The sequence below is a fragment of the Microbacterium testaceum StLB037 genome, assembly GCF_900104345.1.
In the GTDB taxonomy this organism is placed as follows: Bacteria; Actinomycetota; Actinomycetes; order Actinomycetales; family Microbacteriaceae; genus Microbacterium; species Microbacterium testaceum_A.
In genome coordinates, this window is the sequence record NZ_FNJN01000008.1 from 42573 (window position 1) to 68675 (window position 26103).

Genomic DNA, 26103 nt, shown 5'->3' on the forward strand with positions numbered 1-26103 from the left:
CTCACGCGCGGACCTCCGCACCTTCACTGGCGTCACGTCTCGGGCGGCGGCGCGCGCGCACCGCCAGCGCGCCCGCACCGCCGATGATCAATGCCGCCCCGACACCGACCGCCCAGGGAACCCCATCCCCGTCCTGACCCGTCGTCGCGAGCTTCTGCCGGTAGAGCGCGTACGCCTGGAGGCTCACCGCGTCGGCGACGCCGTCACCATCGAGGTCCTCCGAGCCGGTCGCACACGTCGCGGTCCCGCAGATGACGAATTCCACCCAGTCGGGGACCCCATCCCCATCCGTGTCCTCACGGCCGGATGCGCAGATGTCGGAACCGCACACCAGTCGCTCCACAAAATCCGGGATGCCGTCGCCGTCCGCGTCGGCGCGGGGATCTGCGCAGCGCGTCGTCCCGCACGACGCAACCTCGACAGCGTCGGCGATCCCGTCACCGTCGACGTCCTCTGTGCCCGTGGCGCATGTCGAACTGCCGCACACCACGCGTTCGATCGTGTCGGGAATGGTGTCTCCGTCGACGTCGCCGGCGCTGACGGAGGTGACCGGACCCGAAGCACGGGCGGCGATCGGCGACAGCGTCAGAGCGCCGACGAGGGCGAGAAGGACCGCGACGGACGCGGCGAAGCGAGGAGAGGGCACACGTCAGGATGGCGTCTGCTTCGACCCTAGAAAACGCGGAGGCGCGGAAAATCAAGGGTTTTAAACGCAAAATCCACCCGCGGTTTCACCCTCGACGCGGTTGAGCCAGCTCTGCCTTCACCCGCTTGTCGGGGTGCTGGCTGTCCGAGGAAGGTCGAGCCGCGGCGGAGTTCACGCGTGCCGCGAGTCGTGCTCCACGTGCCCCGCCGGCTCGAGCTGGAACGTCGAGTGCTCCACGTCGAAGTGGTCGGCGAGGCACGTCTGCAGCGACGCGAGGATCGCGGCCGCGCGCCCATCGGTCAGGGCTGCGTCCTCGACGATGACGTGCGCGCTGAACACCGGGGCGCCACGCGTGAGCTGCCACACGTGCACGTCGTGCACGTCCACCACCCCGTCCGCCTCGCGGAGATGCTCGCGGATCTCGGCGACGTGAACGCCGACGGGCGCCGATTCCGTCAGCACGACCACGACCTCGCGCAGGAGACCGATGGCCCGCGGCACGATCATCACGGCGATGAACAGCGAGGCGATGGCATCCGCCTGCGTGAATCCGGTCGTCACGATCACGATGGCGGCGACGATCACGGCGGCGGAGCCGATGAGGTCGCCGAGCACCTCGAGGTAGGCGCCGCGCACGTTGATGCTGCGCTTCTGCGCGCGCGAGAGCAGGAACATCGACACCGCGTTGGCCACGAGGCCGACGACCGCGACGACGAGCATGAGCGCGCCGTGCACCTCGGCTTCGGCGGGGGTCAGGAGGCGCTGCACCGCCTCGACGCCGATCCACGCGCACAGCACGATGAGGATCACGCCGTTCGCGAGGGCTCCCAGGACTTCGGCGCGCTGGTAGCCGAACGTGCGGCGATCATCCGCCGGGCGCGCGGCGATCGCGGTGGCGATCAGCGCCACCACCAGGGCTGCGGCATCGGTGAACATGTGCGCCGCGTCGGCCAGCAGCGCCAACGATCCGGTCAGGATCGCGCCCACGACCTGCACGACCATCACCGTGGCCGTCAGGGCCAGGGCGGTCGCCAGCAGGCGCCTATTGCTGGCATCCCGGATGCCACCGGAGGGCGCGTGATCGTGCATAGCTCAAGGCTAGATCGGGCACAGGCTCGGCCGCGTCGGTTCGAGCAACTCGGGAATGAGAACGGGTGTCGGTCTCGCTCAGAGCGTCTCGAGCAGTGGCGCCAACTCGCGGAACGCCCGCGACCGGTGCGATGCCGCGTTCTTCTCCGCGGCCGTCCACTCCCCCACGGTCCGTTCCTCGCCCGCGGGCTGGCCGTCGGGGATGAAGATCGGGTCGTAGCCGAAACCGCCGGGGCCGGCGGGTGCCGTCGCCAGACGCCCGGGCCAACGGCCCTCGACCGTCTGCTCCCCGCCGTCCGGACGCACCAGCGCGATCACCGACACGAACTGCGCCGTGCGATGCGGGTCGGCGACATCCGACAACTGGTCGAGCAGCAGCTCGAGGTTGGCGGTCGCGTCCTTCTTGTGTCCCGCCCAGTACGCCGAGAAGACGCCCGGCGATCCGCCCAGTACGTCGACCGCCACGCCCGAGTCGTCGGCCAGCGCCGGCAGACCCGTGTGCGCCGCGGCCGCGCGGGCCTTGATCAGCGCGTTCGCGGCGAAGGTCACGCCGTCTTCGACCGGCTCGGGCCCGTCGTATCCGACGACCTCGAGGTCGGGGCGCACCTCGGCGACGATCGCCTGGAACTCCTCGACCTTGTGCGGGTTGTGCGTCGCCAGGACGATGCGCGCCATGTCAGGCCTCGAGCACCGAGGTCTGGATGCCGCGCAGCTCGGCGCAGCCGTTCACACCCAGCTCGAGCAGCTGATCGAGCTCGCGCTTGTCGAACGGCGCACCCTCGGCGGTGCCCTGCACCTCGACGAACAGGCCACGGCCGGTGACGACGACGTTCATGTCGGTCTCGGCCCGCACGTCCTCGACGTAGGCGAGGTCGAGCATGGGCTCTCCGTCGATGATGCCCACCGACACCGCCGCGACCGAGTCGCGCAGCACCTCTGCGCGCTGACCGATGAACTTTTTCTCGCGGCCCCAGGCGATGGCATCCGCCAAGGCCACATACGCACCCGTGATCGCCGCGGTGCGCGTGCCACCGTCGGCCTGCAGCACGTCGCAGTCGATGACGATCGTGTTCTCGCCCAGTGCCTTGGTGTCGACGACGGCACGGAGCGCGCGGCCGATCAGGCGCGAGATCTCGTGCGTGCGACCGCCGACCTTGCCCTTGATCGACTCGCGATCGTTGCGGCTGTTCGTCGCGCGCGGGAGCATCGCGTACTCGGCGGTGACCCAGCCCTTGCCCTTGCCGGTCAGCCAGCGCGGCACGCCGTTCGTGAATGACGCGGTGCACAGCACCTTCGTGCCACCGAAGGTGACGAGAGCCGAGCCCTCGGCGTGCGCCGACCAGCCGCGCTCGATGGTGACGGGGCGGAGCTGGTCGTTGGTGCGACCGTCTTTGCGGGTCATGAGTCCTCCAGAGGAACGGGAAATGGATGCCACGCCTCAGCGCGGCAGGTCGATGGCGCCGGTCTGCACGAGCTGCACCTCGCGCACCTCGCGACCCATCAAGCGGTGGGCGAGGCGCACGAAGTCGTCGGCCGATGATCCCGTGGCTTCGTAGCGGGCGGTGGGCACGGCATCCGGACTCGCGAGAAGATCACGCGAGACGAGCTGACGGTAGACGTCTTTCGCGGTTTCACTGTCGCTCGAGACGAGGCTCACGTCGGGCCCCATCACGTAGCTGATGGCTCCCTCGAGGAACGGGTAGTGCGTGCAGCCGAGCACGAGCGTGTCGACGCCGGCGTGGCGGAGCGGGGCGAGGTACTGCTCAGCGGTGGCGAGCACCTCGGGTGAGTCGGTGACTCCGGCCTCGACGAACTCGACGAACCGCGGGCAGGCCTCGGCGAACACCGTGAGGTTCTCGTTGACCTCGAGCATGTCCTGGTAGGCGCGGGATCCGATCGTGCCGACTGTGCCGATCACGCCGATGCGGCCGTTGCGGGTGGTCGACATGGCGGTGCGGACGGCGGGGCCGATGACCTCGACGACGGGCACGTCGTACCGCTCGCGGGCATCGCGGAGCATGGCGGACGACGCCGTGTTGCAGGCGATCACGAGCATCTTCACGCCCTGCTCGACGAGGGTGTCGAGCACCTCGAGCGAGTACTTGCGCACGTCGGCGATGGGCTTCGGGCCGTAGGGCGAACGCGCGGTGTCGCCGATGTAGAGGATCGACTCGCGCGGCAGCTGTTGAGAGACCGCGCGGGCGACGGTGAGGCCGCCGACTCCTGAGTCGAAGATCCCGATCGGCGCGTCGTCCATAGGGACCCAGCCTATCGGGCGGGGGTGGGACGGGTTTCGGGGTGTCGACAGCGTCGCCGCGTACACAACGCAGGAGATTCGGCATCCCTCCTCCCCGCCGCCGCGGCTCGTCGACGCCCCGCCACCGTATTTCCTGCGTAGTGCGTGCGGGGGCCTATACCGCCAGGCGGCGCCGCGACCGTTCCGGATCCCGCGCACGCCACCAGAATGCAGGAATGTCGGCATCCTCCCGCTTCTCCAACGCCCGTCGACAGGGCGCGCCGGCCGAAAGTCCTGGGTTGTGTCGCACCGACCCGTCAAGGGGCTGAGGGCGACCCGACGCCCGACGACGGGCCGCAATAGGCTGACCGAATGAGCCGTAGCACCGCCCTGCACACCGACCGTTACGAACTCACGATGCTCGACGCGGCGCTCCGCGACGGCACGGCCTCGCGCCGTTGCGTGTTCGAGGTCTTCGGTCGCCGCCTGTCCGGCGGGCGCCGGTTCGGCGTCGTCGCGGGCACGGGGCGGTTGCTCGAGGCGATCCGCGACTTCCGCTTCGGCGATGACGAGTTGCGCTACCTCCGCGACAACCGGGTGGTGGATGCCACGACCATCGAATTCCTCGCCGACTACCGTTTCACCGGCTCGGTGACGGGATACCGCGAGGGCGAGGTCTACTTCCCCGGGTCGCCGCTGCTGACGATCGAGGGCACCTTCGCCGAGGCGGTGCTGCTCGAGACGCTCGCCCTGAGCATCTTGAACTACGACTCCGCCGTCGCCACTGCCGCCGCCCGCATGACCGTGGCCGCGGGCGAGCGTCCCCTCGCCGAGATGGGCTCCCGGCGCGCGAGCGAAGAGGCCGCCGTCGCCGCTGCCCGCGCGGCGTACATCGCCGGGTTCTCGGCGACGAGCAACCTCGAGGCCGGTCGCCGCTGGGGAGTTCCGACCATGGGCACCGCGGCCCACGCGTGGACGCTGCTGCACGACACCGAAGAAGACGCTTTCCGCTCGCAGGTCGAGGCCCTCGGCCCGGGCACGACCCTGCTCATCGACACGTACGACATCCCCGAGGGTGTGCGCACGGCCGTCCGCGTCGCGGGCACCGAGCTGGGCGGGGTCCGCATCGACTCCGGCGACCTCCCCATCGTCGCGGGCGAGGTGCGGGCGCTGCTCGACGAACTCGGCGCGACGAACACGCGGATCACCGTGACGAGCGACCTCGACGAGTACGCGCTCGCTGCTCTCGCGGCATCCCCCGTCGACTCGTACGGCGTCGGGACCTCGGTCGCGACCGGGTCGGGCGTTCCGACGGCGGGCCTGGTCTTCAAACTCGTCGCCCGCGAGGCCGCGGACGGTTCGTGGGTGGGTGTGGCCAAGGCATCCGCTCAGAAGGCCTCGCACGGCGGTCGCAAGGCGGCCTTCCGCACCCTCGACGCGGGCACCGCGACCTCGGAGCTGATCATCGTCAGCGACGGTTTCGAAGAGCTCTCGACCGCGGCCGAGCACCCCGACGCCCGTGCGCTGCAGACCGCGCTCATGGAGGACGGAGAAGCGGATGCCGCCTCCCTCGGCGCAGCGGGAGTGCAGGCCGCTCGGGCTCATCACTCGCGCGTCCGCGAGGAGCTGCCCGTGCGCGCCCTCGCGCTGAGCAAGGCCGACCCCGCGCTCCCGACGGAGTACCGCAACGCCGAGTGAGCCGCGCTCGCCCGCCCCGCCGCGCGTGAGGGGTCAAAAACTGTCGCCGCGTGCGCGTAGCCCACGGAAGGTGAGCCACGCGCGCAGGGGACTTTGGCTGATTGAGTTGCCGCGAATGGCGGCCGGGCGGGGCGCGCAGCGACCAAGTGCGGCAACTGAAGCGGGGCGTGGCCATGGCGCGCGCGCGAGTCCGCCACCCTCCCGGGTTGAGTTGCCGCGAATGGCGGCCGGGCGGGGCGCGCAGCGACCAAGTGCGGCAACTGAAGCGGGGCGCGGCCATGGCGCGCGCGCGAGTCCGCCACCCTCACCGGGTTGGGTTGCCGCGAATGGCCACCGGGCGGGCCGCGCAGCGACAAAGTGCGGCAAGTGAAGCAAGGTGCCCCGCGCACCAGGTCCGAACCGCGCGTGAGGGGTCAGGAAGTGTCGCTGGGCGACGGCGCCGGCGACACTTCCTGACCCCTCACGCGGGGTGAGAAACCCTCAGTTGATGAGGGACTCGTAGATCTCTTTGCACTGCGGGCAGACGGGGAACTTCTCGGGGTCGCGCCCCGGCGTCCACTTCTTGCCGCACAGCGCACGCACCGGCTTGCCGCTCAGGGCGGACTCGAGGATCTTGTCCTTCTTCACGTAATGCGAGAAGCGCTCGTGATCACCGGGCTCGATGTTCTCTTCGCGGATGAGCTCTTCGAGCTCACGATCCAGGGTCGCGAGACCCCCGCTGTCAGGACTGTCGAGAGGCGTGCTCATGGAGAGCCAGTGTAGCCGCGGTACGCCCCGAGCGGTCGGTGCGAGGCGAGGTCAGGTCGCTTCGGCGAACTCCATGAGCCGGGTTCCGCGACGTTCGAACAGCGCCGCACCGACGGTGACACCGATGACGAGCACGACTGCTCCGGCGCCGACGCCGACCCAGAGAGCGAGCATCGAGTCGATCTCTTGACCGTTGATCGCCTGCCACGTGAGCCACGCCGCGGGCGAGGCCGCCGCGATCGCCCCGGCCATCACGAGACCCTGGGCGACGACGCCACCCGAGCCCGTGCGCTGCGGCTGCTGGAACGGGCTGTCACCCGGCCGCGACACCGCGTAGGGAGCAACGACTGACGAGATGCTCGACAGTCCGAGCCCGGCCAGGAACAGCGCCGCGCAGACGCCGACCATGGCGGGGAGGATGGCCCAGCGCCCGTGGGCGACGATGGCGAGCGGCAGGGTGATGGCGAGGATCGGGATGCCGATGAGCAGCACCGGAACGAGTCGTCCGATGCGGTCGGGAGCCCCGCGCATGCCGCTGGCGATGTGCATCCACAGCGCGGTGGAGTCGTAGGCGAGGTCGTTGTGCGGCAGCCAGCCGAAGAACAGCGCCATGATCGGCACCGGCAAGAGGACGGCGAGTTCGAACGGCACCCCGGCGACCAGCAGCGGCACCGTCGAGACGACGGCGGCGATCGGCACGATGATGACGTTGACGATGTAGCGACGGTCGCGCAGCCAGTACGAGAGGCTGCGGGCGGCGACCGCTCCCCCGGGCGTTCCGGGCAGGATCGCGAACCATCCGAGACCGCCGCGCTCGCGCACGGCGATGGGGCGGCGGGTCGTGGTGAGCAGGGTGTTGACGAGCGCGAACCACGCCAGGGCGAGAACGAGCACGGTGGCCAGGGCCACGACGAAGCTGCCCACGGCGGCTCCGGCCGAGGGCGCCAGGGCGATGCCCCACGCGGCGCCGATCGGCGTCCACGCGAGCACCTCGGCGGCCGACGCGAGTTGCGAGGGCACAGCGCCGCGCCACTCAAGCGAACCGAGGAAGACACCCACGGGCACGACGACGACGAGCACGGCGACCAGGTACACCCCGATGAGCTCGCGCGACTGCCGGGGGCGCTGGACGAGAGCGCCGAGCGCCATGCTCACCCGTGCGAACAAGACGCATGTCGTGAGGCCCAGGACCACGGATGCCACGCTCGCCCAGGCCGACGCGCCGTGAGCGCCCCACGCGATCGCGAGGCTCACACCGAGGGCGAGGACCACGAGCACGGGGACGCTGAGGAAGCCAGCCAGCAGGAGCGCTCCGGACAGGGGGCGGGGTTCGGGGCCGACGACGGCGAAGCGCCGGGGGTCGAGGGGGTCGATCGACGCGGTGACGGGCGGACCGACCGCGAAGCCGAGCGTCACCGCCGAGCCCGCGAGCACCGTGACGACGGCCGTGGTGAGGTTGCTGGCATCCGCGAGACCGGCCGCGCTCATCGCGGCCACGACGGTGGCGCCGATCAGGATGACCACGCCGATGGCACGCCGGATGACCTCGCGCCGGTCGCCCCGCAGGGCGCCCAGCATCATGGCGAGCCTCAGGCGGAGAACGTGTGCAACCACTCGAGGCCCTCCACGTCGCCGAGCCCACCGGAGAGCTCGCGGAAGCGCTCCTCGAGCGTTCCTTCGCCGCGCACCTCGTCGACGGTGCCCTCGGCGAGCACCTGACCCGAGACGATCACCGCGACCCGCGAGCAGACGCGTTCGACGAGCTCCATGCCGTGGCTCGAGAGGATGACCGTGCCGCCGTGTTCGACGTACGTGCCGAGGATGTCGAGGATGACGCCGCTTGAGACGGGGTCGACGGCTTCGAACGGCTCGTCGAGCACGAGCAGGCGCGGCGAGTGGATCATCGCGCCGGCGAGCATGACCTTCTTGGTCATACCGGCGGAGTAGTCCGACACGGGACGCGACAGCGCCTCGACGAGGTCGAACGCGCGGGCGAGGTCGGCCGTGCGGCTCTCGACGAGCGGGGCGGGGAGCCCGCGCAGAGCGCCGTAGTACGACAGCAGCTGGCGGCCCGTGAGCCGGTCGAAGGTGCGCAGCCGGTCGGGCAGGACGCCGATGAGCTTCTTCGCCTCGCGCGAGCGCTTGCCCGCGTCGACGCCGTTGATCGTGACGGTGCCGCGATCGGGTCGCAGCAGTCCCGCGATGATCGACAGGGTCGTGGTCTTGCCGGCACCGTTGGGGCCGACCAGACCGTAGAACGCACCGGCGGGAACGGTCAGGTCGATCGCGTCGACCGCCCGCAGCTCGCCGAAGCTCTTCGTGATCGTCCGGAGCGCGAGAGCGGGGACGGCGGTCTCGTCAGCGGATGCCGTGACCCCATCGACCGCCGGCGCAGCCGCGACCGCGGCGGGCTCGAGGTCGTCGCCGTGGTGGGCGGCGTCATCGTTCGCCTCGTCGTCGCTCGGCTCAGCCGAGGCGGCAGCGAACACAGCGGTCTCGGGCTCGGGCGTCTCCTCGGCCTCGACCGATGCCTCCGCTCCGTCGGGGGCGACACTCTTGACGAGCAGTTCAGACTCGTTCGACCCCGCCGCGACCTCGTCCACGTGCACGTCGGCGGGCGTCGGGTCGTGGGGCTCGGCCGCGTCGTCGATGTCGGAGGTACCGGCGGACTCGGCGACGGCGCTCGACGCGTCGCCCGAGACCTCGGCCCGGGCGTCGGCCTCGAGCGGCTTCTCGGTGACGATCTCGGCGACCGGCTCGGCGGCGAGCGCCGAGGCAGACTCAGACTCCGACGGAGACGCCTCAGCGGGCTCGAGCTCCGCCACGTCGACGGGCTCAGACTCGGACACCGACGCGTCAGTGGCCTCGACCAGGGGCTCTTCGACGGCGATATCGGCGGGCGTGGGATCAGCCACAGGCTCCGCATCCGCCGGTTCCAGGTCAGCGTCAGCCGCCCCGGCCGAAGCCAGCTCAGGCGCAGGCTCCCCGACCGCCACCTCCGGCGCAGCCGCAGAGTCACCAGCGGGCTCCCCGACCGCCGCCTCCGGCGCAGCCGCAGAGTCACCAGCGGGCTCCCCGACCACCACCTCAGCCGGCGCGGCCTCGCCCGAGGGCTCAGCACCCGGCAGCGGCGGACGCGGGGGCACCACGATGTCATCGGGAAGCAGCGGAGGGATGCCGACACTCGGCGCGACCGCATCGGTCGCCCTCGTCGTCGCCTCGTCCTGGGCAGCCTCGAGAGCTGCAGCCTTCGCCGCGGCTGCCTTCGCCGCCGCCGTCTGACGCGGGGCGGCCGGCTTCTTGGGAACCGCCGGCTTCGCTCCGGCGGCGGGCTTCGCTCCAGCGGAGGGCTTCGCTCCAGCGGCGGGCTTCGCACCCGCGGCCTTCGACGCGGCCGTGGTGCGCGGGGCAGCAGGCTTTCGCGGAGTCGCGGGCTTCTTCGCGGCGGCCGTGCGGGCCGTCGCGGACGTGCCCGACGCGGCGCGCGCGGCCGTCGTGCGCGGGGCACGCGGCTTCGCCGGCGGCTTGGGCGCCGTGGCCGACTCGGACTCGGCGTCGTCCGACGCCGTCGCCGCGGCGGGGCGCCGGGGCGCACGCGGGGTCGTCGTCCGCGGAGCGCGGGGCTTGGGCGGGGGCGACATCGAGGCTTCGGCGCTCGCCGACGCGCCCTCGGTATCTGAAGAGGACTTTTCGGGGGGCACCGGCAGCGACGCTGTCATCGCACCAAACTACCAACCCCCTCCGACACCGACCGACGCCTGGTCGCGCGCCGCACACACTCACAGATAACGAAAGGCCCGGCGACCAGTGCGAAACATTTCATCTGAACGGATGACGTCGGTGCGCGGCATCCCGTCGGCTTCTCTCCGTCCCCGCGTGAGAGGTCGAATTCTGTCGCTTCGCGTCTCCTCTGGGCGACACTTCCTGACCCCTCACGCCCCGTCGCGCCCCGGGAGCGCCCCGCCGTCAACCGCCCCCGGCCAAATCGCCACCGGGGTGAGGATGGAGGCATGGCTGAGAAGGTGCACCGCATCCACACCCTGCCCGACGACGCCCCCTGGAAAGGCGGCCTCCCGCCGGTGGGGTCCGAGGAGCACCCGCGAACGATCCGTCTGCTCGATCGCGTGCTCTCGGTGCAGCGACCCGTGGTGCTCGCGCACCTGCGCAGCGTGCGGTTGCGGCATCCGGATGCCACCGTCGACGAGATCCTGAGAATCCTCGAGCGCCGCTATCTCGCGGCCGTCACCACGGGTGGAGCTGCAGTCGGCGCCACGGCCGTGGTGCCCGGCATCGGCACGGGCGTGACGCTCGCGTTGAGCGGGGTCGAGACCGTGGGCTTCCTCGAGGCGACGGCTCTCTACGCGCAGTCGGTCGCCGAGGTGCACGGGGTCGTCGTCGAAGACCCCGACCGCGCTCGCGCTTTGGTTCTCGCGCTCATGCTCGGCAAGGAGGGCATCGACCTCGTGTCGCAGCTGGCGTCGCAAGCCGCCGGTCGTGGCGTCTCGCGCTCGAGCTACTGGGGAGAGATGGTGACCAAGACGCTCCCCCGCGCGATGGTCGGGCCGCTCGTCGACCGCCTCAAGACGACGTTCGTGCGACAGTTCGCCACGCGGGGCGGTGCGTCGTGGATCGGCAAGGCGCTGCCGTTCGGCGTCGGCGCTGTCGTCGGAGGTGCGGGCAACCACATCCTCGGCCGTCGCGTGCTCGTCAACGCCCGTCGCGCGTTCGGCACTCCCCCGCTCGCGCTCCCGGTCGACCTCGAGCCCACGCCCGGCAGCGAGCGGCTCGAACGCGCCGCGGTGGGCGGTGTCCGCCGCGTCGGTGAGGCCATCGCCGGGGCCGGTCGCCGTACGGGTTCGCTGGCCCGCAAGGCCCTCCCGGGGCGCAAGAACCGCCCCGAGAATCCGGGGCTCGAGGCGGGCGACGACGACCGCACGTCGGCATCCTGAGGCTCACCCTTTCTCATCGACACGGGGGCGCGCGCAAGACCTTCGCGATGCGAAGACCCGCGCGTTAGCCTCGCGACATGGGCGACCTCCTCGATCTCCTCGCTGTCTGGATGCCGCGTCAGCGCTGGTACGGCACGAAGGGCCGCGATCCGCGGCTGACTCTCGTGGCCGACTGGCCGCTCGATGCGGCCGATGCGCGACTGCTGCTGGTGCGCGACGAAGCCGTGCACCCGGCGATCGTGTACCAGGTGCCGGTTGCGCGCCGGCCGGAGGGGTCCGTTCCTCCCGGGAGTCTGATCGGCGCCGCCGACGACGGGCTCGTGTGGACGGATGCCACGACCGACCCCGCCTTCACCGATGCGCTGTACGCGCTGGTGTCGGTCGGCGGCGAGGTGGGATCGGACGAGGACGGGTTCCGGGGCATTCCGCTCGGGGCGACGGGCGGGCGGGCGCCTGCTCCGCAGATGACCGCGCGCGTGCTGAGCGGCGAGCAGTCGAACACCTCGATCATCTACCGACCCGAGGGTGAAGAGCCGGGTGTCCCCGTCATCTGCAAGTTGTTCCGGCAGGTGAATCCGGGGATCAATCCTGACGTCGAGCTGCAGTCCGCTCTGGCCGCTGGAGGGGCCGCTTTCGTGCCCGGAGCGATCGGCGAAGTCCGCGGAATCTGGATGACGCCCGAGGGTGTTCCGGTCAGCGGATCGCTCGCTTTCGCGCAGGAATTCTTTGAGGGAGTCGAAGATGCGTGGCGCGTCGCGCTCGACGCCGCGGCCGCCGGAGAGGACTTCGCCGACCGCGCGTACGCCCTCGGAGCGAGCGTCGCCGGCATGCACGTGGCACTCGCCGAGCAGTTCTCGACCCTCGATCCGAGCGAGGCCGACCGCTCCGCCATCACCGGCGCGTGGGAGCGACGACTATTGATCGCGCTCGGGGAAGTGCCCGCTCTGCAGCCCTACGAGGAGCAGATCCGCGACGTCTACGCCCGCGCTCTGGCCGCGAAATGGCCTGCTCTGCAGCGGATTCACGGCGATCTGCACCTCGGTCAGGTGCTCGACACGCCCTCGAACGGATGGGTGCTCCTCGACTTCGAGGGTGAGCCCCTTCGTCCGATCAACGAGCGCCTCCAGCCCGATGTCGCGGTCCGCGATGTGGCCGGCATGCTCCGCTCGTTCGACTACGTCTCGGGTGCCGTGGCCGACGACGACGGCGAGGCCGTGCGCGCGTGGGTCATCGCCGCGCAGCAGGCCTTCCTCGACGGATACGCCGACACGACGCGTCGCCCCCGCACCGACGACGATCCCCTGCTCGAGGCGTTCGAACTCGACAAGGCCGTGTACGAAGCGATCTACGAGACGCGAAATCGCCCGGACTGGGTGGGTATCCCCCTCGCCGCCATCGGGCGCCTGGCACCCCTGCGCTGACCGCTCACTTCATCACGAGAACGCCACCCCGCACTGTCTGGCGGGGTGGCGTTTTCGTTGCTCGGAGCGGGTCAGCTCGTGGGCATCGAGCCTAGGGTGACCTCGGCGGTCTTCTCCTGGCCGGAGCGGTTGTAGGTGATCTCGGCCTTGCTGCCCGCGGCGAGCGCGCGCACCTGGGCGGTGAGGTCGATGGAGTTCGTCACGGGGATGCCGTTGACCTTGGTGATCACGTCGCCCTTCTGGAGTCCGGCCGCCTGCGCCGCCCCTCCGCCGGAGACGTCGGCGATGTAGGCACCGGTCGTGGTCGCTCCCTGGATGGAGGCGGCATCCTGAACCGAGGCACCCAGCAGGCCGTGCGTGGCGGAGCCGTTGTCAATGATCTCCTGCGAGATGCGCTTGGCGATGTCGGAGGGGATCGAGAAGCCGACGCCGATGTTGCCGGACTGTCCGCCCGACGACGATCCGCCGGCGCTCGCGATGGCGACGTTGATGCCGATCAGCTTGCCCTCGTTGTTGACGAGCGCTCCGCCGGAGTTGCCGGGGTTGATGGCGGCGTCGGTCTGGATGACGGCGATCTTGATCGTCTGGTTGGCGGACTGCTGCTCCTGGCCCTGACCGAAGTCGAAGCGGAACGGGCTCTCCTGACCCGGCTCCTGCTGCTGCTGGTCGGTGCCGTCGCTCGGGGCGGCCGACGAGGCGACCTGGATCGAACGGTTCAGCGCGCTGACGATACCGGTCGTGACGGTGTTCGGCAGGTCGAGCGGGGCGCCGATCGCGATGGCGTTGTCGCCGACGTTGAGCTTGGACGAGTCGGCCCATTCGATGGGGGTCAGGCCCGAGGCGTTGTCGAGCTTGATGACCGCGAGGTCGTAGGTGGGGTCGGTGCCGACGACCTTGGCCGAGTAGACCTTGCCGTCCGAGGTGGTGACCGAGATCTTGGCGCTGCCGCTCTGACCGTCGAGGGTGACCACGTGCGTGTTGGTGAGCACGTAGCCGTCCTGGCTGAGGATCACGCCCGAACCGGTGCCGCCCGACTGCCCGGCCGTCGCGCTGATGGTGACGACGCTGGGGACGACCTTCGCGGCGACCGCCGAGGTGTTGTTGACGCTGTCGGGGTTGTTGACCGTGATGGCCGAGGGGCCTGACGCCGCCGAGGTGTTCGAGCCGCCCCAGAGGTTGAGGCCGGCGTAGGTGCCGCCGAGGCCCGCGCCACCGCCGACGAGGGCGGCCGCGACGAGCAGGGCCGCGACGCGCGGCACCGAGCTCTTCTTGCGGGGGGCGGTGGACGTCGACGACGGCATCGCGAGGGTGGGGTGCGCGTCGGTGGCGGCGGGGCCGAAGGCCTGACCGGTCGGCGTCGTCGCGCCCGAGGGGGCCGAGGCGTAACCGGGGTGCTGCGGTGCGGTGCCGGCGGCGGGCGGGGGCCAGGCGGCGGCGGCCGAGGCCGGCGAACGCGTGGGCACCGGCGGCACGTCGTAGCGCGGCGCGGCGGGGGTGGTGGACTCGGGCTGCGGCGACGCGGGAACGGCGCCGTTCGCGGCGGAGTTGTCGAGGTGGCTGTTGTGGTCGCCCGCGGGGCGGTTGTCCGTGTTGTCGCTCATGGGATGCTCCTTGTTCCAGGTGCTTCTACGATGACCACCAATCCTGTGGACCACCTATGACGGGCGTGGGCCCTCTCTATGGGTCTAGCAGGAACGACCCGCGCGGCATTCCCGCTTGCGTTGCGCGGGGGTGCGGCATCCTGGATCCATGCGACACATCCCCGGCGCTTGGCAGCGCACCGCCCGCGGTGCGGGCCTGCTCGCTCCCGACGGCTCGTCGGTCCCCACGATCTTCGCCGAGATGAGCGCCCTCGCCACCGCGACCGGGGCTCTCAACCTGGGGCAGGGATTTCCCGACGAGGACGGGCCCGAAGCGATGCTGGATGCCGCCCGCGCGGCCATCTCGTCGGGCGTCAACCAGTATGCGCCGGGGCGCGGCTTTCCCGACCTGCTGGCCGCCGTCGCCGAGCATCAGCAGCGCTTCTACGGGATCGAACTCGACCCGCAGCGCGAGGTGCTCATCACGGTCGGGGCGACCGAGGCGCTCGCCTCGACCCTGCTCGCCCTGGTGGACTCCCCCGACGACGAGGTCGTGGTCTTCGAGCCCTACTACGACTCGTACGCCGCCTGCGTGGCCCTCTCGGGCGCCACGCTCGTGCCGGTACCCCTGCGGTGGCCCGACTTCCAACCCGACCTCGAGCGCCTGGCATCCGCCGTCACCGACCGCACGCGCGTGATCCTCGTGAACGACCCGCACAACCCGACGGGCACGGTGTTCTCTCGCGAAGTGCTCGACGAGGTCGTACGCCTCGCACACCGGCACGACGCGATCATCGTCACCGACGAGGTGTACGAGCACCTCGTGTTCGACGGGCCGCATGTGCCGATCGCGACGCTCCCCGGGGCGGCCGAGCGGACCCTGTCGATCTCGTCAGGCGGCAAGACGTTCTCGCTGACCGGGTGGAAGACCGGGTGGGTCACCGGCCCCGCCGACCTCGTGTCGGTCGTGCTCGCGGTCAAGCAGTACCTGACCTACGTGGGCGGCTCGCCCTTCCAACCGGCGATCGCCGTCGGCCTGCGCCTGCCCGGTGCCTTCTTCGCCTCGGTCGCGTCGGAGATGGCTGCCAAGGCCGCCCTGCTGGGCACGGGGCTCCGCGCGGCGGGGTTCGACGTGTCCTCCCCCGCGGGCTCGTATTTCACGGTGGTGGATGCCGCCCCACTCGGCGCCACCGACGCCGACGCGTTCTGCCGCGAGCTGCCCGCCCGCGCCGGAGTGGTCGGCATTCCCCTCACCGCCTTCGTCACACCGGAGCACCGGGGCGACTACGCCACGCTGGTGCGATTTGCGGCGTGCAAGCGGGTTGAGGTGTTGGAGGATGCGGCGGGGCGGTTGGCGGGGATGACGTTCAACTGAGGGCATTTGAACCTTGCTAGCAATGCGAGTCGAACCGAGCAGTTATTCCGAATAACTCTTCGAAGGTTGCGTAAGGCCCGACGTCTTCGTCTGACAACCCGCTCAGTATTCAAGGATCGTGGAGGCTAACCGTCACTTACGACGAATTCGATGACGGGCCTGAGCGGCTATGTCCTTCAGTAGACGGCTCGGCTTTCGATGATGCAGACCAGCAACACGACCGGCCCTCTCGACAAAAGATTCTTGGGGCAAAGTCCAAAACCAACTGCCCCGATCTATGACCGCGGCGTGCATCTCCGCGAATGCTCGTTCCTTCTCAGCCGGCAAGTGCCACAGCGCGAGTGCCGCTTCGTTCCCTGTGACAGACCTGAAACGGTGAGCCGTCCAGATGCGGTTCACGATATCTGTCGAGGCGCGAGTGGGCAGCCCCTCGAGGGCGAACCCCATTATGTGTTCCTCGGTCGTGAAGTATGAGAGGCCCCGTTCATATCGGTCGAGCGCGCTCCGCCACGCCGTTGCAGCACGTTCGATCACCGCCCTGCGCAGCGACGACGGGATACCGTAAAACTCGCCGCCATAGTGGGACACAGAAGTTCGCGGCTCACCTAACGCGTCATGAATGCGCGCCGCCTCGGTTCGACTCAAGCGGTTGATGTCGTGGTCATCCCCATAGGGCAGCGGGAGGGCCGCTATCGCGCCCTGCTCGCGTAAGAGCCCGGACAGGTCCCCAACGCACAGCACATCGGGGTCGATGAGGAGCAGGTAGTCGCTCAGCGCGATCTGATCGACCGCATCTAGAAGGTAGAGAGACCCGGCAAATGTCGGAGCGAAACCCACCGGCGGTGTGTGCGCAAATGGAATCACCTCGACACGGGCACCCACGGAGGCAAACTCGGCGCGCCACTCGACACCCGGATCCTCAGATGTCACAAATACTCTGTCCCATGCAGGGTTCCAACGCTGACAAGATGCGAGCGCGACAACAGATGCTTTCATGTAGACGTCGCGAGTTGCGGCGGCTTTGGAAATGTTCGGGCTGTGCGAAGACGGCATTGGTGCGAAGGGAATCGCGACAGTGGGCACGCGCCTAGGCTAGCGGGTATGCCCCCGCGGTGACCCTCCAACATAATATTCAGCCCTGCATGGTGACCGAAGAGATCGAGATCAAGGTCTCAGGTCCGCCGTCTTCAACCCTCGAACTACCTGACGAACAACCCATTCGTTGGGCGGTCGAGATCGTTCGCTTTGCTTCCCGGTTCATGGTGCTTCAGATTGCACCAGCAACACGACTGCGTTGGGGCGACAACGATAGGCACCGGGAGCGGGCCGATCAACGGCAACTCATCGCGGCGTGACCCGGTACCGCCGCAGCTCGAGTGCCGGGTTCACGCGCCGCACGCGAGCGATCGCGGCCGGGTCGACATGCGCCACGGCCACGTCGGTCGCCGTCCCCACCTGAGCGAGCGTCACGCCCTGCGGGTCGACGATCATCGAGTGCCCGACGCCGAGGGGCGGCGGGTGATCGGCGGCGGCCACGAAGAACGTGTTCTCGATCGCGCGAGCGGTGAGCAGCGTCTTCCAGTGATGCTCCTTGAGCGGACCGCGCACCCACTCGGCCGGCACGAGCGCGACATCGACGGCTGCGTCGGCCAGCGTCCGGGCAACCTCCGGAAACCGGAGGTCGTAACAGGTCATCAGACCGAACCGCAGCCCGTCGACCTCGAACGTCTGGGGAGGCGCGATCTCACCCGGCTCAACCCAGTCGGACTCACGCTGACCGAAAGCGTCGTACAGGTGGAGCTTTCGGTACACGGCCCGGATGCCATCGGCACCCACCGCCACGACAGCGTTGCGCACGCGACGACCGTCGTCGGCACGCTCGACCAGCCCCGCGACCACGACGATGACGAGTTCGGAGGCCAGGGCGGCGAGAGCCTGCACGAAGGGGCCGTCGAGGTCTTCGGCGTTCTCGGCGAGTGAGGAGTCGAAGGGGTCCACGAAGTAGCTCGAGTACTCGGGGAACGCGACGACCCGCGCACCTCGAGACGCGGCCGTGCGAGCGGCTTCGGAGACGTCGGCCAGATTGCCCTCGCGAGATGCCGACGGGGCGAACTGCGCGACGGCGATACCGACGGTGTCGTGACTCATCGCGCGCTCTGCCTCCCCGTTAGCCGGACGTACACCGGCACCACGATCCACAGTACGAGGATGATCGCCCCGAGCACGACCCCGGACGCCACAGCACCACCGAACCCCACGACCACGTCGAACACGAACGCCACGACGCCGACCAGCAGCAGGGACACCAACGCGAGCGCTCCCCGGAGGGCGTTGTGCCCGACCCGCACGAGCGCAGGCTTCACCTGCAGGTGAAACACCGCTCGATGAAGCGCCACGGGCGCCAGGGCCACAACCGCGCTGAGCGCCGCGAGACAGATCAGCACCAGGTAGAACACTCGCTGGGTCGGGTCGAGCTCCGCGAAAGACGCTTGGAACGCCAGCGCCAACAAGAAGCCGGTCAGGATCTGCGTACCCGTCTGCAGCACCCGAAGTTCCTGCAGAATCTCGTTCCAATTGCGGTCGGCACGCTGGGCGGGCGTTTCGGGGCGTCCGTCGTCGAGATCGTCGATATTGCTGCTCACCTGGCTATTCTCTCGCGACACTCCCGGGCGGTGTGCCAGGATTTGCGGCTTCGTTCATCTGTGGGTAATGTTTTCTCTTGTGCCGCGGGGTGGAGCAGCTCGGTAGCTCGCTGGGCTCATAACCCAGAGGTCGTAGGTTCAAATCCTGCCCCCGCAACAAGAAGAAGGCCCCGGATCGCAAGATCCGGGGCCTTCTGTCTCTCGTCGTCGAGCGTCATCCATGCCGACCGGACGCGAGGTCGTGGCTTCTTACGACCGACCCCGGTCACCCCGTCTCGGTGTCGACGTTCGCGCGCCCAGGCTCCGTCTCCCAGTCCCCCACCCACCAGTCGGCTAACCCCGCCATACGCCCAGCAACCCGCTGGTGCGCGTGACCGGCCCGCCACGTCTCAAAAGCGGACCGGTCCACGAAGCTGCCATCTTCGACGACGATCCGCCCCTTGCGAGTGTCGAGCGACATCTCGATAGTCCACGCGGTGACACCAGGCGCCTTTCCGACCGCGCGCAACTCGTCGATTGCCGCAGACAGGTCCGGGTCCGTGACGTCATCACGGACCCGGAACAGCACAACGTGTCGGAACATCTATTCGCGAATTGTGTCGACGTGGTCGCGGTACCACGCGACGGTGCGCTCCATGCCTTCTTCGAGCGAGATGGATGCCGTCCACCCCGCCTCAGCGAGCTTGGACACGTCCAGCAACTTCTGCGGGGTCCCGTCAGGCTTCGACGTGTCCCATTCGGTTTCGCCGGTGTACCCGGTGACGCGCGCGATAGTCTCGGCGATCTCGCGGATCGTCACGTCGCTGCCGGTGCCGACGTTGACCTGGTCCGGGCCGTCGTAGTGCTCCATGAGATGCAGGCAGGCATCCGCCATGTCATCAGCGTGAAGGAACTCGCGGCGAGGCGTCCCGGTCCCCCAGTTCGTGACGCTCGCGGCACCGGACTGCGCGGCCTCGTCGTAGCGGCGGATGAGCGCCGGCAGCACGTGCGACCCCTTCGGCGAGAAGTTGTCGTTGGGACCGTACAGGTTGGTCGGCATCGCGCTGATCCACGGCAAGCCGTACTGGCGGCGCACAGCCTGGGTCTGCAGGATGCCGGCGATCTTCGCGATTGCGTACGCGTCGTTCGTGGGCTCGAGGTGCCCCGTCAGCAGCGAGTCCTCGCGGATCGGCTGCTCGGCGAACTTCGGGTAGATGCAAGACGAGCCGAGGAAAAGCACCCGCTCCACGTCGTTGGCGAGGGCGGCATCGAGCACGTTGACCTGAATGCGCATGTTGTCGCTCAAGAAATCCACGGGATAGGTGGAGTTCGCCAGGATGCCGCCCACCTTGGCCGCAGCCAGCACGACGTACTTCGGCTTCGTCTCTCCCATGTAGGCGAAGACCGCGTCACGGTCCTTCAGGTCGAGTTCTGCCGAGGGCTTGCCCACGACGTTCTCGAATCCCGAGGCCTCGAGCTTGCGCACGATCGCCGATCCAACAAGCCCGCGATGACCCGCAACGTAGAAGGTCGCGCCTCGGTCGAGCTCGCCCGGGGTGTACTGGACTCCGTCGACGGCAGTGCTCACGCGCGCGCTCCGAGCATGTCGCGGTTGCTCCAGGTCGGGAGCGACACTGTGTCGATCCACTCGGAGCCCCGCTCGAGCAGCGTGACGTCTGCATCGACCATGAGCTTCGCCAGCTCGTCTCCGTGCACCGAGGGCACCCAGCCGAGCTTGTCAGCCGCCTTTGTCGGATCGCCGATGAGGGCGTCGACCTCGGTCGGACGCAGGTAGCGCTCGTCGAACTTCACGAACTCTGCCCAGTCCAGGCCGACGTGGCCGAACGAGACCTCGAGGAAGTCTCTGATCGTGTACCCCATGCCGGTGGCGAGCACGAAGTCCTCGGGTGTGTCGGCCTGGAGCATGCGCCACATACCTTCGACGTACTCCGCCGCGTATCCCCAGTCGCGGATGGAATCGAGGTTGCCGAGGTAGAGGTCCTTCTGCACGCCGGCCTTGATGCGAGCGACCGCGCGCGTGATCTTGCGCGTCACGAACGTCTCACCGCGGCGCGGCGACTCGTGGTTGAACAGGATGCCGTTGACCGCGAACATGTCGTACGCCTCGCGGTAGTTCTTGGTGATCCAGTAGCTGTACAGCTTGGCTGCCGCGTACGGCGAACGCGGGTAGAACGGAGTCTCTTCGTTCTGCGGCGGTGGTGTCGCCCCGTACAGCTCGGACGTCGAGGCTTGGTAGAACTTCGTCTGAATACCCGAAAGGCGAACGGCCTCGAGGAGGCGGATGGTTCCGGTTCCGGTGGTGTCAGCCGTGTGCTCGGGCTCGTCGAACGACACACGCACGTGCGACTGCGCTGCCAGGTTGTAGACCTCGTCCGGGCTGATCTCGGACATGAGCGTCACGAGGCGTGCTCCGTCGGATAGGTCTCCGTAGTGCAGGAAGAGCTTCGCCTCCGGGTCGTGGGAGTCGACGTATAGGTGGTCGATGCGATGGGTGTTGAAGGTCGATGCTCGACGGATGAGTCCGTGAACCTCGTACCCCTTCGACAGGAGCAGTTCCGCCAGGTAAGACCCGTCCTGGCCCGTGATGCCGGTGATGAGTGCGCGCTTGGTCACTGTGTGAGCCCCTGTTTCATGTCGCGACGAGCAGGTTTAGAAGATAGCGACGCCGCCGATCGTTCTACCGGCATCCGCTTTGAGAGAATAGTGGACTGCTGTGTCGTCAATTTTCTTCGACGTTACGCAGGCGCAACGCTGCACTTTCGGCGAGCGCTCGCTTCAGTGACGGTTCGGAGAACGAGCCGCTTCCACCCATGTGGGTCCACCGCCCGGCATCCGGAATGTGATGCCACCACGGTGCGCGAGCGAGGACTGCCCCGCGCGATACCAACGCCGCGTTGAAGCTGAACGAACTCGGAGCGGCTACGAGCAGCCGAGCGGCCGACAACTCCACGAAATCGCGGTCGCGCTCGCCGTTCAGGTGGAGGTGTACGCCGGCCACCTCCGACAGCGGGGCGAAAGACTTTGGGTCACCCAGCGAGTACACACGAATGGGCAAGCGGCTGAGCTCGTCCAGTGCCCTGATACGAACGATGAGATCCGCGTACCACTCGCTGGTGAGCCACCGATCCGGGTGAGTGTTCGGGCCGATCTCGTTCTCGCGAGCGGGCCGTCGAACGTGCACGGCGACATAATCCCCTCCGGCCTCGAGGCGCTGCAGCTCGGCTCCGAGCGACCCGTCTAACACGGCAGAGCGAAGCACTTCCGAGGCAGGGGTGTGATCGAAACGCGGGTGATCGAGGGGGAGGCGGAACTCGATCGCCGTGGCCGGCCGCTTCTTTCGTGCACGGTCCACGTGCGATCGAAGAATCCCCACGGAAGTGTCGTCTCGCTCGTCCTCAGTCGCAGGGAGCCGGACGATCGCACGCTTGCGCACCTCGACAGACTCCGCGTCCGACGCTAGGGCGAAAACGCCGTCGGTGTCTTCCGGCAGTGCGGAGCCGACGTAATCGAGATTCAGATCCCGCGCCCACAAGTAGCCCGACATCCATCCCGACGCCTGATGACCCAGAAGCGCGTAGGGGTGGAGTTCCACCGTGAGAATGTCCCCTGGACGCCGCACGGAAGTCGGCGGGACGCCGCGCGCGGAGGCACGCGCCCAGTAACGTTGTTGAGAGCGCTTCTGAACCTTGTTCTGAAAGCGACGAGCGCGCAGGCGGAAACGCAGTGGAATGGTTCGGAAAGGGCGGAGGGCCAATTCGGCTCCTGTCTTCAGGTTTCTACGCACAGCGCCTTGTCTAGACATTCTTGAGTGTAAGGGGAGTCATCGTTGGGCGTAGGACGGACGTTGGCTCACGGCGCTGCATGGACATATGGATCACAACTTGTGATCGTTGTGTTGCAATTCGGTTACGCGAGTATCACCACGCGATCACTAAACGATGACGCGTTCGGAGCGTACGCCGTCGCTCTGTCGGTAACAGGCTTTGTTGCCCTCCTATCGACGGGCGGAATCGGCCAATCCGTCGGAAGGATGGTTGAACTTGACGCGAAACGTTTGCGCGGTTTGATGACGTACGCCACCGGACTCGGCGTGATAGCAGCAGCGGTTGTGTGGCTCACCGCCCCCTTGTGGACCGTCCTCTGGGACGCACCGTCCGCTCTCGGACCCATTCAGTGGTTTGCCGTCAGCGCCGGATTCGCCCCCCTCGTCGGCTTCGCGACGGGCTACGTGCGCCGAATCGGCAGGTTTCGCCAACTCGCGATCTTCACGCTCGTGGCAAACGTGCTGGGTATGGCGATCGGGGTGGCGGCGGTCCTCGCGTGGGACAACGCTGAAGCGCTCCTCGTCTTCCCCCTCGTTGCACAGCTCGCGACCCTCGTCGGCGCGCTCATATTGAGCGATCGACGACACCTCGGTTTCGGGAGCATCGCGTCGGCACGCGGTGACGTGGCATTCAGTTGGCGCGTGACCGTCGCGTCGCTCCTGTCTTACGGAATCGGGAACATCGTCAAGATCGGCACGTCACGGGTGCTCGGCCCCGATTACATCGGTCAGTGGAATCGCGCCGATGTTCTCTCCGCCGTGCCGTTTCAGCAGGTGCAAGCCGCCCTCATCCCCGTGATTTATCCAGAGTTCCGCCACGACCTGAGCGGCAGCGAGCGCACACGGGCGGTGTGGACGGACATGCTGTCTCTCGTGGCATGGGTGGTCGTGCCGACCGCCGGCGTCGCCGCTGTCATCATCCCGACCGTGCTTCCCGTGCTCTTCGGGTCTGGATGGGGCATCGCGGTTGCAATCTCTCCTTTCATCTGTGTCGCTGCCGCGATCCAGGTCGTGAGCACCCTCCTCGCGAGCGCGGTGGAAGCTCTCGGGAAGTTCAGATGGATCTGGTGGACGCAGGGTCTTCTTCTTCTTATCCAGCTTCTCGCAGTTCTCGCGATCTCCCTGTCCCAGTCCATCGCGCCGGCCATGATCGCGCTCGTCGCGACGATGCTGGCGCAACACATCGTGTACGTCTGCCTCTGCGTCAAGGACGATTACCTCGACGGGCGCAGTCTCCTCACCACGTACGGGATCGTGACCCTCGCCTCCGTTTTCGCCTACTTCATGACTCAGAGCCTTCTTTGGATGGGCACGTCGCTGTTCACCCTTGCGCCGGTCGCTACGCTGCTGACGCTGATTCCCGTCGCGGCGCTCGTCGTTGTTCTGTGGGCCTTCCGATGGAAGCTCACGCCGGTGAAGATCGCCCGAAAGTACGGACTGCTCCGCGGTTGAGGAGCGAGGGTGCGGGTTGCTCCATCGCGGCCTCCGGCAGCGCGCGCTGCCTGGGACGAACGGGCGGTGTCCTGTCTTGAACTCGTTCTCGGTGCGCCGAGTAGAGAACCAAGCCCAACCACGGGGCGATATACCACGGCAGGTGATAGAACCACGCGTAAGCGCAAATCGCCATCAGCACCGCAAGCGACGCTCTCGAGACCCGCAGAACGCGAATGAACGTGTAAGCGATGATCCCCGCAACGAGCAAGAGACCCACCAAACCGATACGCAAGTACAGAACGACGTACCAATTGTGCGGATTGAAGTCGATGAAGATGCCATTCACAACTCTTCCCCACCCGGCTCCGAAGCTCGCCCCGAAGATTACGGTTTGCGGGCCTCGCTGAATGGACTGATCGATCAGTTCCGTCCACGAACCTTCTCGGGCGTTCAGAGTTCCATCGCTGCTGAGAGCATGACTCACGCTGTCGCCGAAGGCGGCCAGGACACCGAAAGCGATGAGACACGTCAGGGCTACACCGGCATAGAACACTAGAAAGACCGTCGAGGCAAGGGCGCGCCCTCGCAGTGACACCGCAACCACCAGGAGACCGATTACCGCCGCCACCCAGATCGATCGGTGCATGCACAGGATCGAAATGGCGACGAAAACGTAACCGACGAGCAAGTCCGACACGCGTGTCGCTCCGCTTGTGAGGATGAGCGAAAGCCCACAACACAGGAGAACGAGTGCCTGGCCGGATACGAGAGGGCGCCCCGTCTGCAGGACTCCGGTCGCCGCGGTCACGAAGCTGTCAGCGCCGCCCCACCCGTACACGATGACGTGGATCACCGCGAAAGCGCAGAGCACGAAGCCACTGTGCAATAGAAACCTACGCAGGGATGCTGACGACTGCGACCAGTCTCTCGAAAGCGCCCAGGCAGCCGCCGTAACCAGCCAGATCGTCGACCGAGCCTCGTTGAACGCCTGAGTACCGTGATGCACCAGACCGCTCGCCAACGAGATCGTCAGGCAGAACGCGAACAGCCCGAGGAAAGGCCCCACTCGCATGAGGTTCTTCGACATCTGACGAAGGGAGGTCAGGGCGGAAACGAGAAGCACGATCGAAATGAAATCTTCCGGCTTGATCTGCACTCCGGCGAAACTGATCAAGGACGGGCTGTCGGGGAGTTCCCACGCGATGACCGCGAATGCCGCGATGAGATACAACCCGACGATCTGCCAGCGCTGTATCAACGCCACGAGCGCCCAGACACACACGCCACCAAAGGCGAGCGCGCCCACAGCGATGAGAAAAATCATCCGTCTCCTCCGGAGAGTGCCCGTGAGACGCTCACAGGATCCTGCCTCGACCCTACGCGGGAGTCACATCTCGTCAAGCGCATCGACGCGCACCTCCCGCAACGGCTCGTATGAGCTCTGGTCGATCCCGGCACCGCCACGATTAAGCATTCGCACGAGCTGGTCGTCCTGCCTGAAGTGTCGGTGTGCGAACTCCCACGCGGCAACCTCCCGTTCGATCCGCTCATCGGCGTCGACGTTCGTCAGATACTGCTCGATCCTGTCGCCGAGCGCGACCATGCTCTCGGACATCAGCAAGAACGGTTCGGCACCGGGGAATATCTGATTGAAACCGGGGTGAGCGGTGGTCGCGTGCACGCTGCCCGTCGCCAGCGAGGTGGGCAAGCGGTCGGAGAAATACTTCGGCTCGCGAGCGAAGTGATCCCAGTTAGCCGACACCCAACCGGAACGTATTGCGGAAGATTGGTCAGAGTATGCGACGGCACCCTGGGCGCTCGGCCCCGCCCACCCGCGACCGAAGATCGCGAAACGAGAGCCAAATCGCTTTTCCATGTAATTCACGAATCGGATGCGATCACGCCAGTTCGGAAGCCCCCGAAGCCGCGGGCGATTCCTATTTGCCACCATGACGATGTCGAAATCACGATGGCGGTTCGCGCGCGGCCTCTCGCGACCGAATCGCTCAGGGTCGAAGACGCTCGGCTCCCATTGGACGTCAGACGCGCCCGCTCGTTCAAAGTTCCTCGCGAACGTCCCGGTCCCCACGGTGAAGACCGCATCGGCTACTGCACCCGCTTCGCGTGCCTCTCGGGGCAGAGCGTGCACGAACCGGGAATAAGGATCGGCCTCGTGATAGATGAGAGCGTCACAGCTCTCCTTCAACTCTCTCAACTCGTCGCGGGCAATGCCGGTTCCACCGAGGTGCTGCATGAGTATGATGTCGGGCCGGTAGTCCGCCGCCAGCTCGACGAGCTCTCTTCGCTGCGATGCACCCGCCATTCCTTCGCGGATCCGCCACAAGAGGCTGAAGATCCTGACATCGGATACACAGCCCCCTGATCGCAATCTCGAGAAAGTCGTTCGAATACCCGATTGACGCGCCGAACCATGCTCGTTCGGCACATACAAAATTCGCGCGC

Annotated in this window: 25 protein-coding genes and 1 tRNA gene; 8 read left to right on the forward strand and 18 right to left on the reverse strand. The window is 67.8% G+C overall.

Translation table 11 applies throughout. From position 1 onward, the window contains the following. Nucleotide 1: 1 nt before the first annotated feature. From BLS25_RS15545 to murI, 5 genes are all read right to left on the reverse strand, one after another. Nucleotides 2-646, reverse strand: coding sequence for a hypothetical protein (locus BLS25_RS15545; RefSeq protein WP_074696892.1), 645 nt, complete (start codon nt 644-646; stop codon nt 2-4). Nucleotides 647-817: 171 nt separating this feature from the next. After that, on the reverse strand, nt 818-1735 hold the full coding sequence (locus tag BLS25_RS15550; RefSeq protein WP_074696894.1) for a cation diffusion facilitator family transporter: 918 nt from the start codon (nt 1733-1735) through the stop codon (nt 818-820). Nucleotides 1736-1813: 78 nt separating this feature from the next. Further along, entirely contained in the window at nt 1814-2410 is a 597-nt protein-coding gene (rdgB, locus tag BLS25_RS15555) for an RdgB/HAM1 family non-canonical purine NTP pyrophosphatase (protein WP_074696896.1), read from the reverse strand. Between the two features lies 1 nt (nt 2411). Further along, nucleotides 2412-3137, reverse strand: a complete 726-nt coding sequence (gene rph / locus BLS25_RS15560) for a ribonuclease PH (protein WP_074696898.1) — start codon at nt 3135-3137, stop codon at nt 2412-2414. 36 nt (nt 3138-3173) lie between these two features. After that, nucleotides 3174-3992, reverse strand: a complete 819-nt coding sequence (gene murI / locus BLS25_RS15565) for a glutamate racemase (RefSeq protein WP_074696900.1) — start codon at nt 3990-3992, stop codon at nt 3174-3176. A 351-nt stretch (nt 3993-4343) separates the two neighbouring features. Here murI and BLS25_RS15570 point away from each other — a divergent pair, with 351 nt between their 5' ends. Continuing rightward, nucleotides 4344-5669, forward strand: coding sequence for a nicotinate phosphoribosyltransferase (locus tag BLS25_RS15570; RefSeq protein WP_074696902.1), 1326 nt, complete (start codon nt 4344-4346; stop codon nt 5667-5669). Between the two features lie 480 nt (nt 5670-6149). Here BLS25_RS15570 and BLS25_RS15575 read toward each other — a convergent pair whose 3' ends face one another. From BLS25_RS15575 to BLS25_RS17230, 3 genes are read right to left on the reverse strand one after another with little or no spacing between them, the layout of a single operon-like run. Further along, complete coding sequence (locus BLS25_RS15575; RefSeq protein WP_056230575.1) at nt 6150-6416, reverse strand: DUF3039 domain-containing protein; 267 nt, start codon at nt 6414-6416, stop codon at nt 6150-6152. A 51-nt stretch (nt 6417-6467) separates the two neighbouring features. Continuing rightward, nucleotides 6468-7997: a hypothetical protein gene (locus BLS25_RS15580; RefSeq protein WP_371129347.1), complete on the reverse strand. Its 1530-nt coding sequence runs from the start codon at nt 7995-7997 to the stop codon at nt 6468-6470. Between the two features lie 8 nt (nt 7998-8005). Beyond that, complete coding sequence (locus BLS25_RS17230; RefSeq protein WP_256335605.1) at nt 8006-9331, reverse strand: ABC transporter ATP-binding protein; 1326 nt, start codon at nt 9329-9331, stop codon at nt 8006-8008. 385 nt (nt 9332-9716) lie between these two features. On the opposite strand from BLS25_RS17230, the gene BLS25_RS16740 reads away from it, so the two are divergent. The 3 genes from BLS25_RS16740 (at nt 9717) to BLS25_RS15595 (ending at nt 12786) form a co-directional block, all read left to right on the forward strand. Then, a complete protein-coding gene (locus BLS25_RS16740; RefSeq protein ID WP_143017977.1) occupies nt 9717-10205 on the forward strand; it encodes a hypothetical protein in 489 nt (162 codons plus the stop codon). Nucleotides 10206-10426: 221 nt separating this feature from the next. Further along, complete coding sequence (locus BLS25_RS15590) at nt 10427-11365, forward strand: hypothetical protein (RefSeq protein WP_074696905.1); 939 nt, start codon at nt 10427-10429, stop codon at nt 11363-11365. A 77-nt stretch (nt 11366-11442) separates the two neighbouring features. Next, a complete protein-coding gene (locus BLS25_RS15595; RefSeq protein ID WP_074696907.1) occupies nt 11443-12786 on the forward strand; it encodes a maltokinase N-terminal cap-like domain-containing protein in 1344 nt (447 codons plus the stop codon). Between the two features lie 71 nt (nt 12787-12857). On the opposite strand, the gene BLS25_RS15600 is transcribed toward BLS25_RS15595, so the two are convergent. Next, a complete protein-coding gene (locus BLS25_RS15600; RefSeq protein WP_074696909.1) occupies nt 12858-14387 on the reverse strand; it encodes a S1C family serine protease in 1530 nt (509 codons plus the stop codon). 148 nt (nt 14388-14535) lie between these two features. On the opposite strand from BLS25_RS15600, the gene BLS25_RS15605 reads away from it, so the two are divergent. Then, the gene (locus BLS25_RS15605; RefSeq protein WP_074696911.1) at nt 14536-15741 is read left to right on the forward strand and encodes an aminotransferase class I/II-fold pyridoxal phosphate-dependent enzyme; all 1206 of its coding nucleotides are present in this window, start codon (nt 14536-14538) and stop codon (nt 15739-15741) included. Between the two features lie 132 nt (nt 15742-15873). Here the strand turns inward: BLS25_RS15605 and BLS25_RS15610 are convergent, their stop codons facing one another. Beyond that, nucleotides 15874-16824: a hypothetical protein gene (locus BLS25_RS15610; protein WP_143017978.1), complete on the reverse strand. Its 951-nt coding sequence runs from the start codon at nt 16822-16824 to the stop codon at nt 15874-15876. Between the two features lie 59 nt (nt 16825-16883). Here BLS25_RS15610 and BLS25_RS16745 point away from each other — a divergent pair, with 59 nt between their 5' ends. Continuing rightward, entirely contained in the window at nt 16884-17096 is a 213-nt protein-coding gene (locus BLS25_RS16745) for a hypothetical protein (RefSeq protein ID WP_143017979.1), read from the forward strand. Here the strand turns inward: BLS25_RS16745 and BLS25_RS15615 are convergent. Together BLS25_RS15615 and BLS25_RS15620 are read right to left on the reverse strand one after the other, a co-directional pair. After that, the gene (locus BLS25_RS15615; RefSeq protein ID WP_074696915.1) at nt 17083-17889 is read right to left on the reverse strand and encodes a carbon-nitrogen hydrolase family protein; all 807 of its coding nucleotides are present in this window, start codon (nt 17887-17889) and stop codon (nt 17083-17085) included. The two genes, BLS25_RS16745 and BLS25_RS15615, sit on opposite strands and share 14 nt — an antisense overlap. After that, complete coding sequence (locus BLS25_RS15620) at nt 17886-18383, reverse strand: DUF6328 family protein (protein ID WP_143017980.1); 498 nt, start codon at nt 18381-18383, stop codon at nt 17886-17888. Before BLS25_RS15620 ends, BLS25_RS15615 begins: the two co-directional genes overlap by 4 nt. A gap of 83 nt (nt 18384-18466) precedes the next feature. Here BLS25_RS15620 and BLS25_RS15625 point away from each other — a divergent pair. Next, nucleotides 18467-18540 (forward strand) — tRNA-Met (locus BLS25_RS15625). 108 nt (nt 18541-18648) lie between these two features. On the opposite strand, the gene BLS25_RS15630 is transcribed toward BLS25_RS15625, so the two are convergent. The 4 genes from BLS25_RS15630 to BLS25_RS15645 form a co-directional block, all read right to left on the reverse strand. After that, nucleotides 18649-18966, reverse strand: a complete 318-nt coding sequence (locus BLS25_RS15630) for a Dabb family protein (RefSeq protein WP_074696919.1) — start codon at nt 18964-18966, stop codon at nt 18649-18651. Next, nucleotides 18967-19950 (reverse strand): GDP-L-fucose synthase family protein, encoded by a 984-nt coding sequence (locus BLS25_RS15635; RefSeq protein ID WP_074696921.1) that lies wholly within the window; start codon nt 19948-19950, stop codon nt 18967-18969. It abuts the gene before it with no gap. Beyond that, a complete protein-coding gene (gene gmd / locus BLS25_RS15640; RefSeq protein WP_074696923.1) occupies nt 19947-20996 on the reverse strand; it encodes a GDP-mannose 4,6-dehydratase in 1050 nt (349 codons plus the stop codon). The genes BLS25_RS15635 and gmd overlap by 4 nt, the downstream gene beginning before the upstream one ends. Nucleotides 20997-21102: 106 nt before the next feature. Then, nucleotides 21103-22167, reverse strand: coding sequence for a hypothetical protein (locus BLS25_RS15645; protein ID WP_176786396.1), 1065 nt, complete (start codon nt 22165-22167; stop codon nt 21103-21105). A gap of 60 nt (nt 22168-22227) precedes the next feature. Between BLS25_RS15645 and BLS25_RS15650 the strand changes: the two genes are divergently transcribed. Beyond that, nucleotides 22228-23658: an oligosaccharide flippase family protein gene (locus BLS25_RS15650; RefSeq protein WP_074696927.1), complete on the forward strand. Its 1431-nt coding sequence runs from the start codon at nt 22228-22230 to the stop codon at nt 23656-23658. Here BLS25_RS15650 and BLS25_RS15655 read toward each other — a convergent pair. Both BLS25_RS15655 and BLS25_RS15660 read right to left on the reverse strand, forming a co-directional pair. Next, complete coding sequence (locus tag BLS25_RS15655) at nt 23612-24964, reverse strand: O-antigen ligase family protein (protein ID WP_074696928.1); 1353 nt, start codon at nt 24962-24964, stop codon at nt 23612-23614. The two genes, BLS25_RS15650 and BLS25_RS15655, sit on opposite strands and share 47 nt — an antisense overlap. Before the next feature lie 63 nt (nt 24965-25027). Beyond that, a complete protein-coding gene (locus BLS25_RS15660) occupies nt 25028-26086 on the reverse strand; it encodes a glycosyltransferase family protein (RefSeq protein ID WP_176786398.1) in 1059 nt (352 codons plus the stop codon). Nucleotides 26087-26103 lie beyond the last annotated feature (17 nt).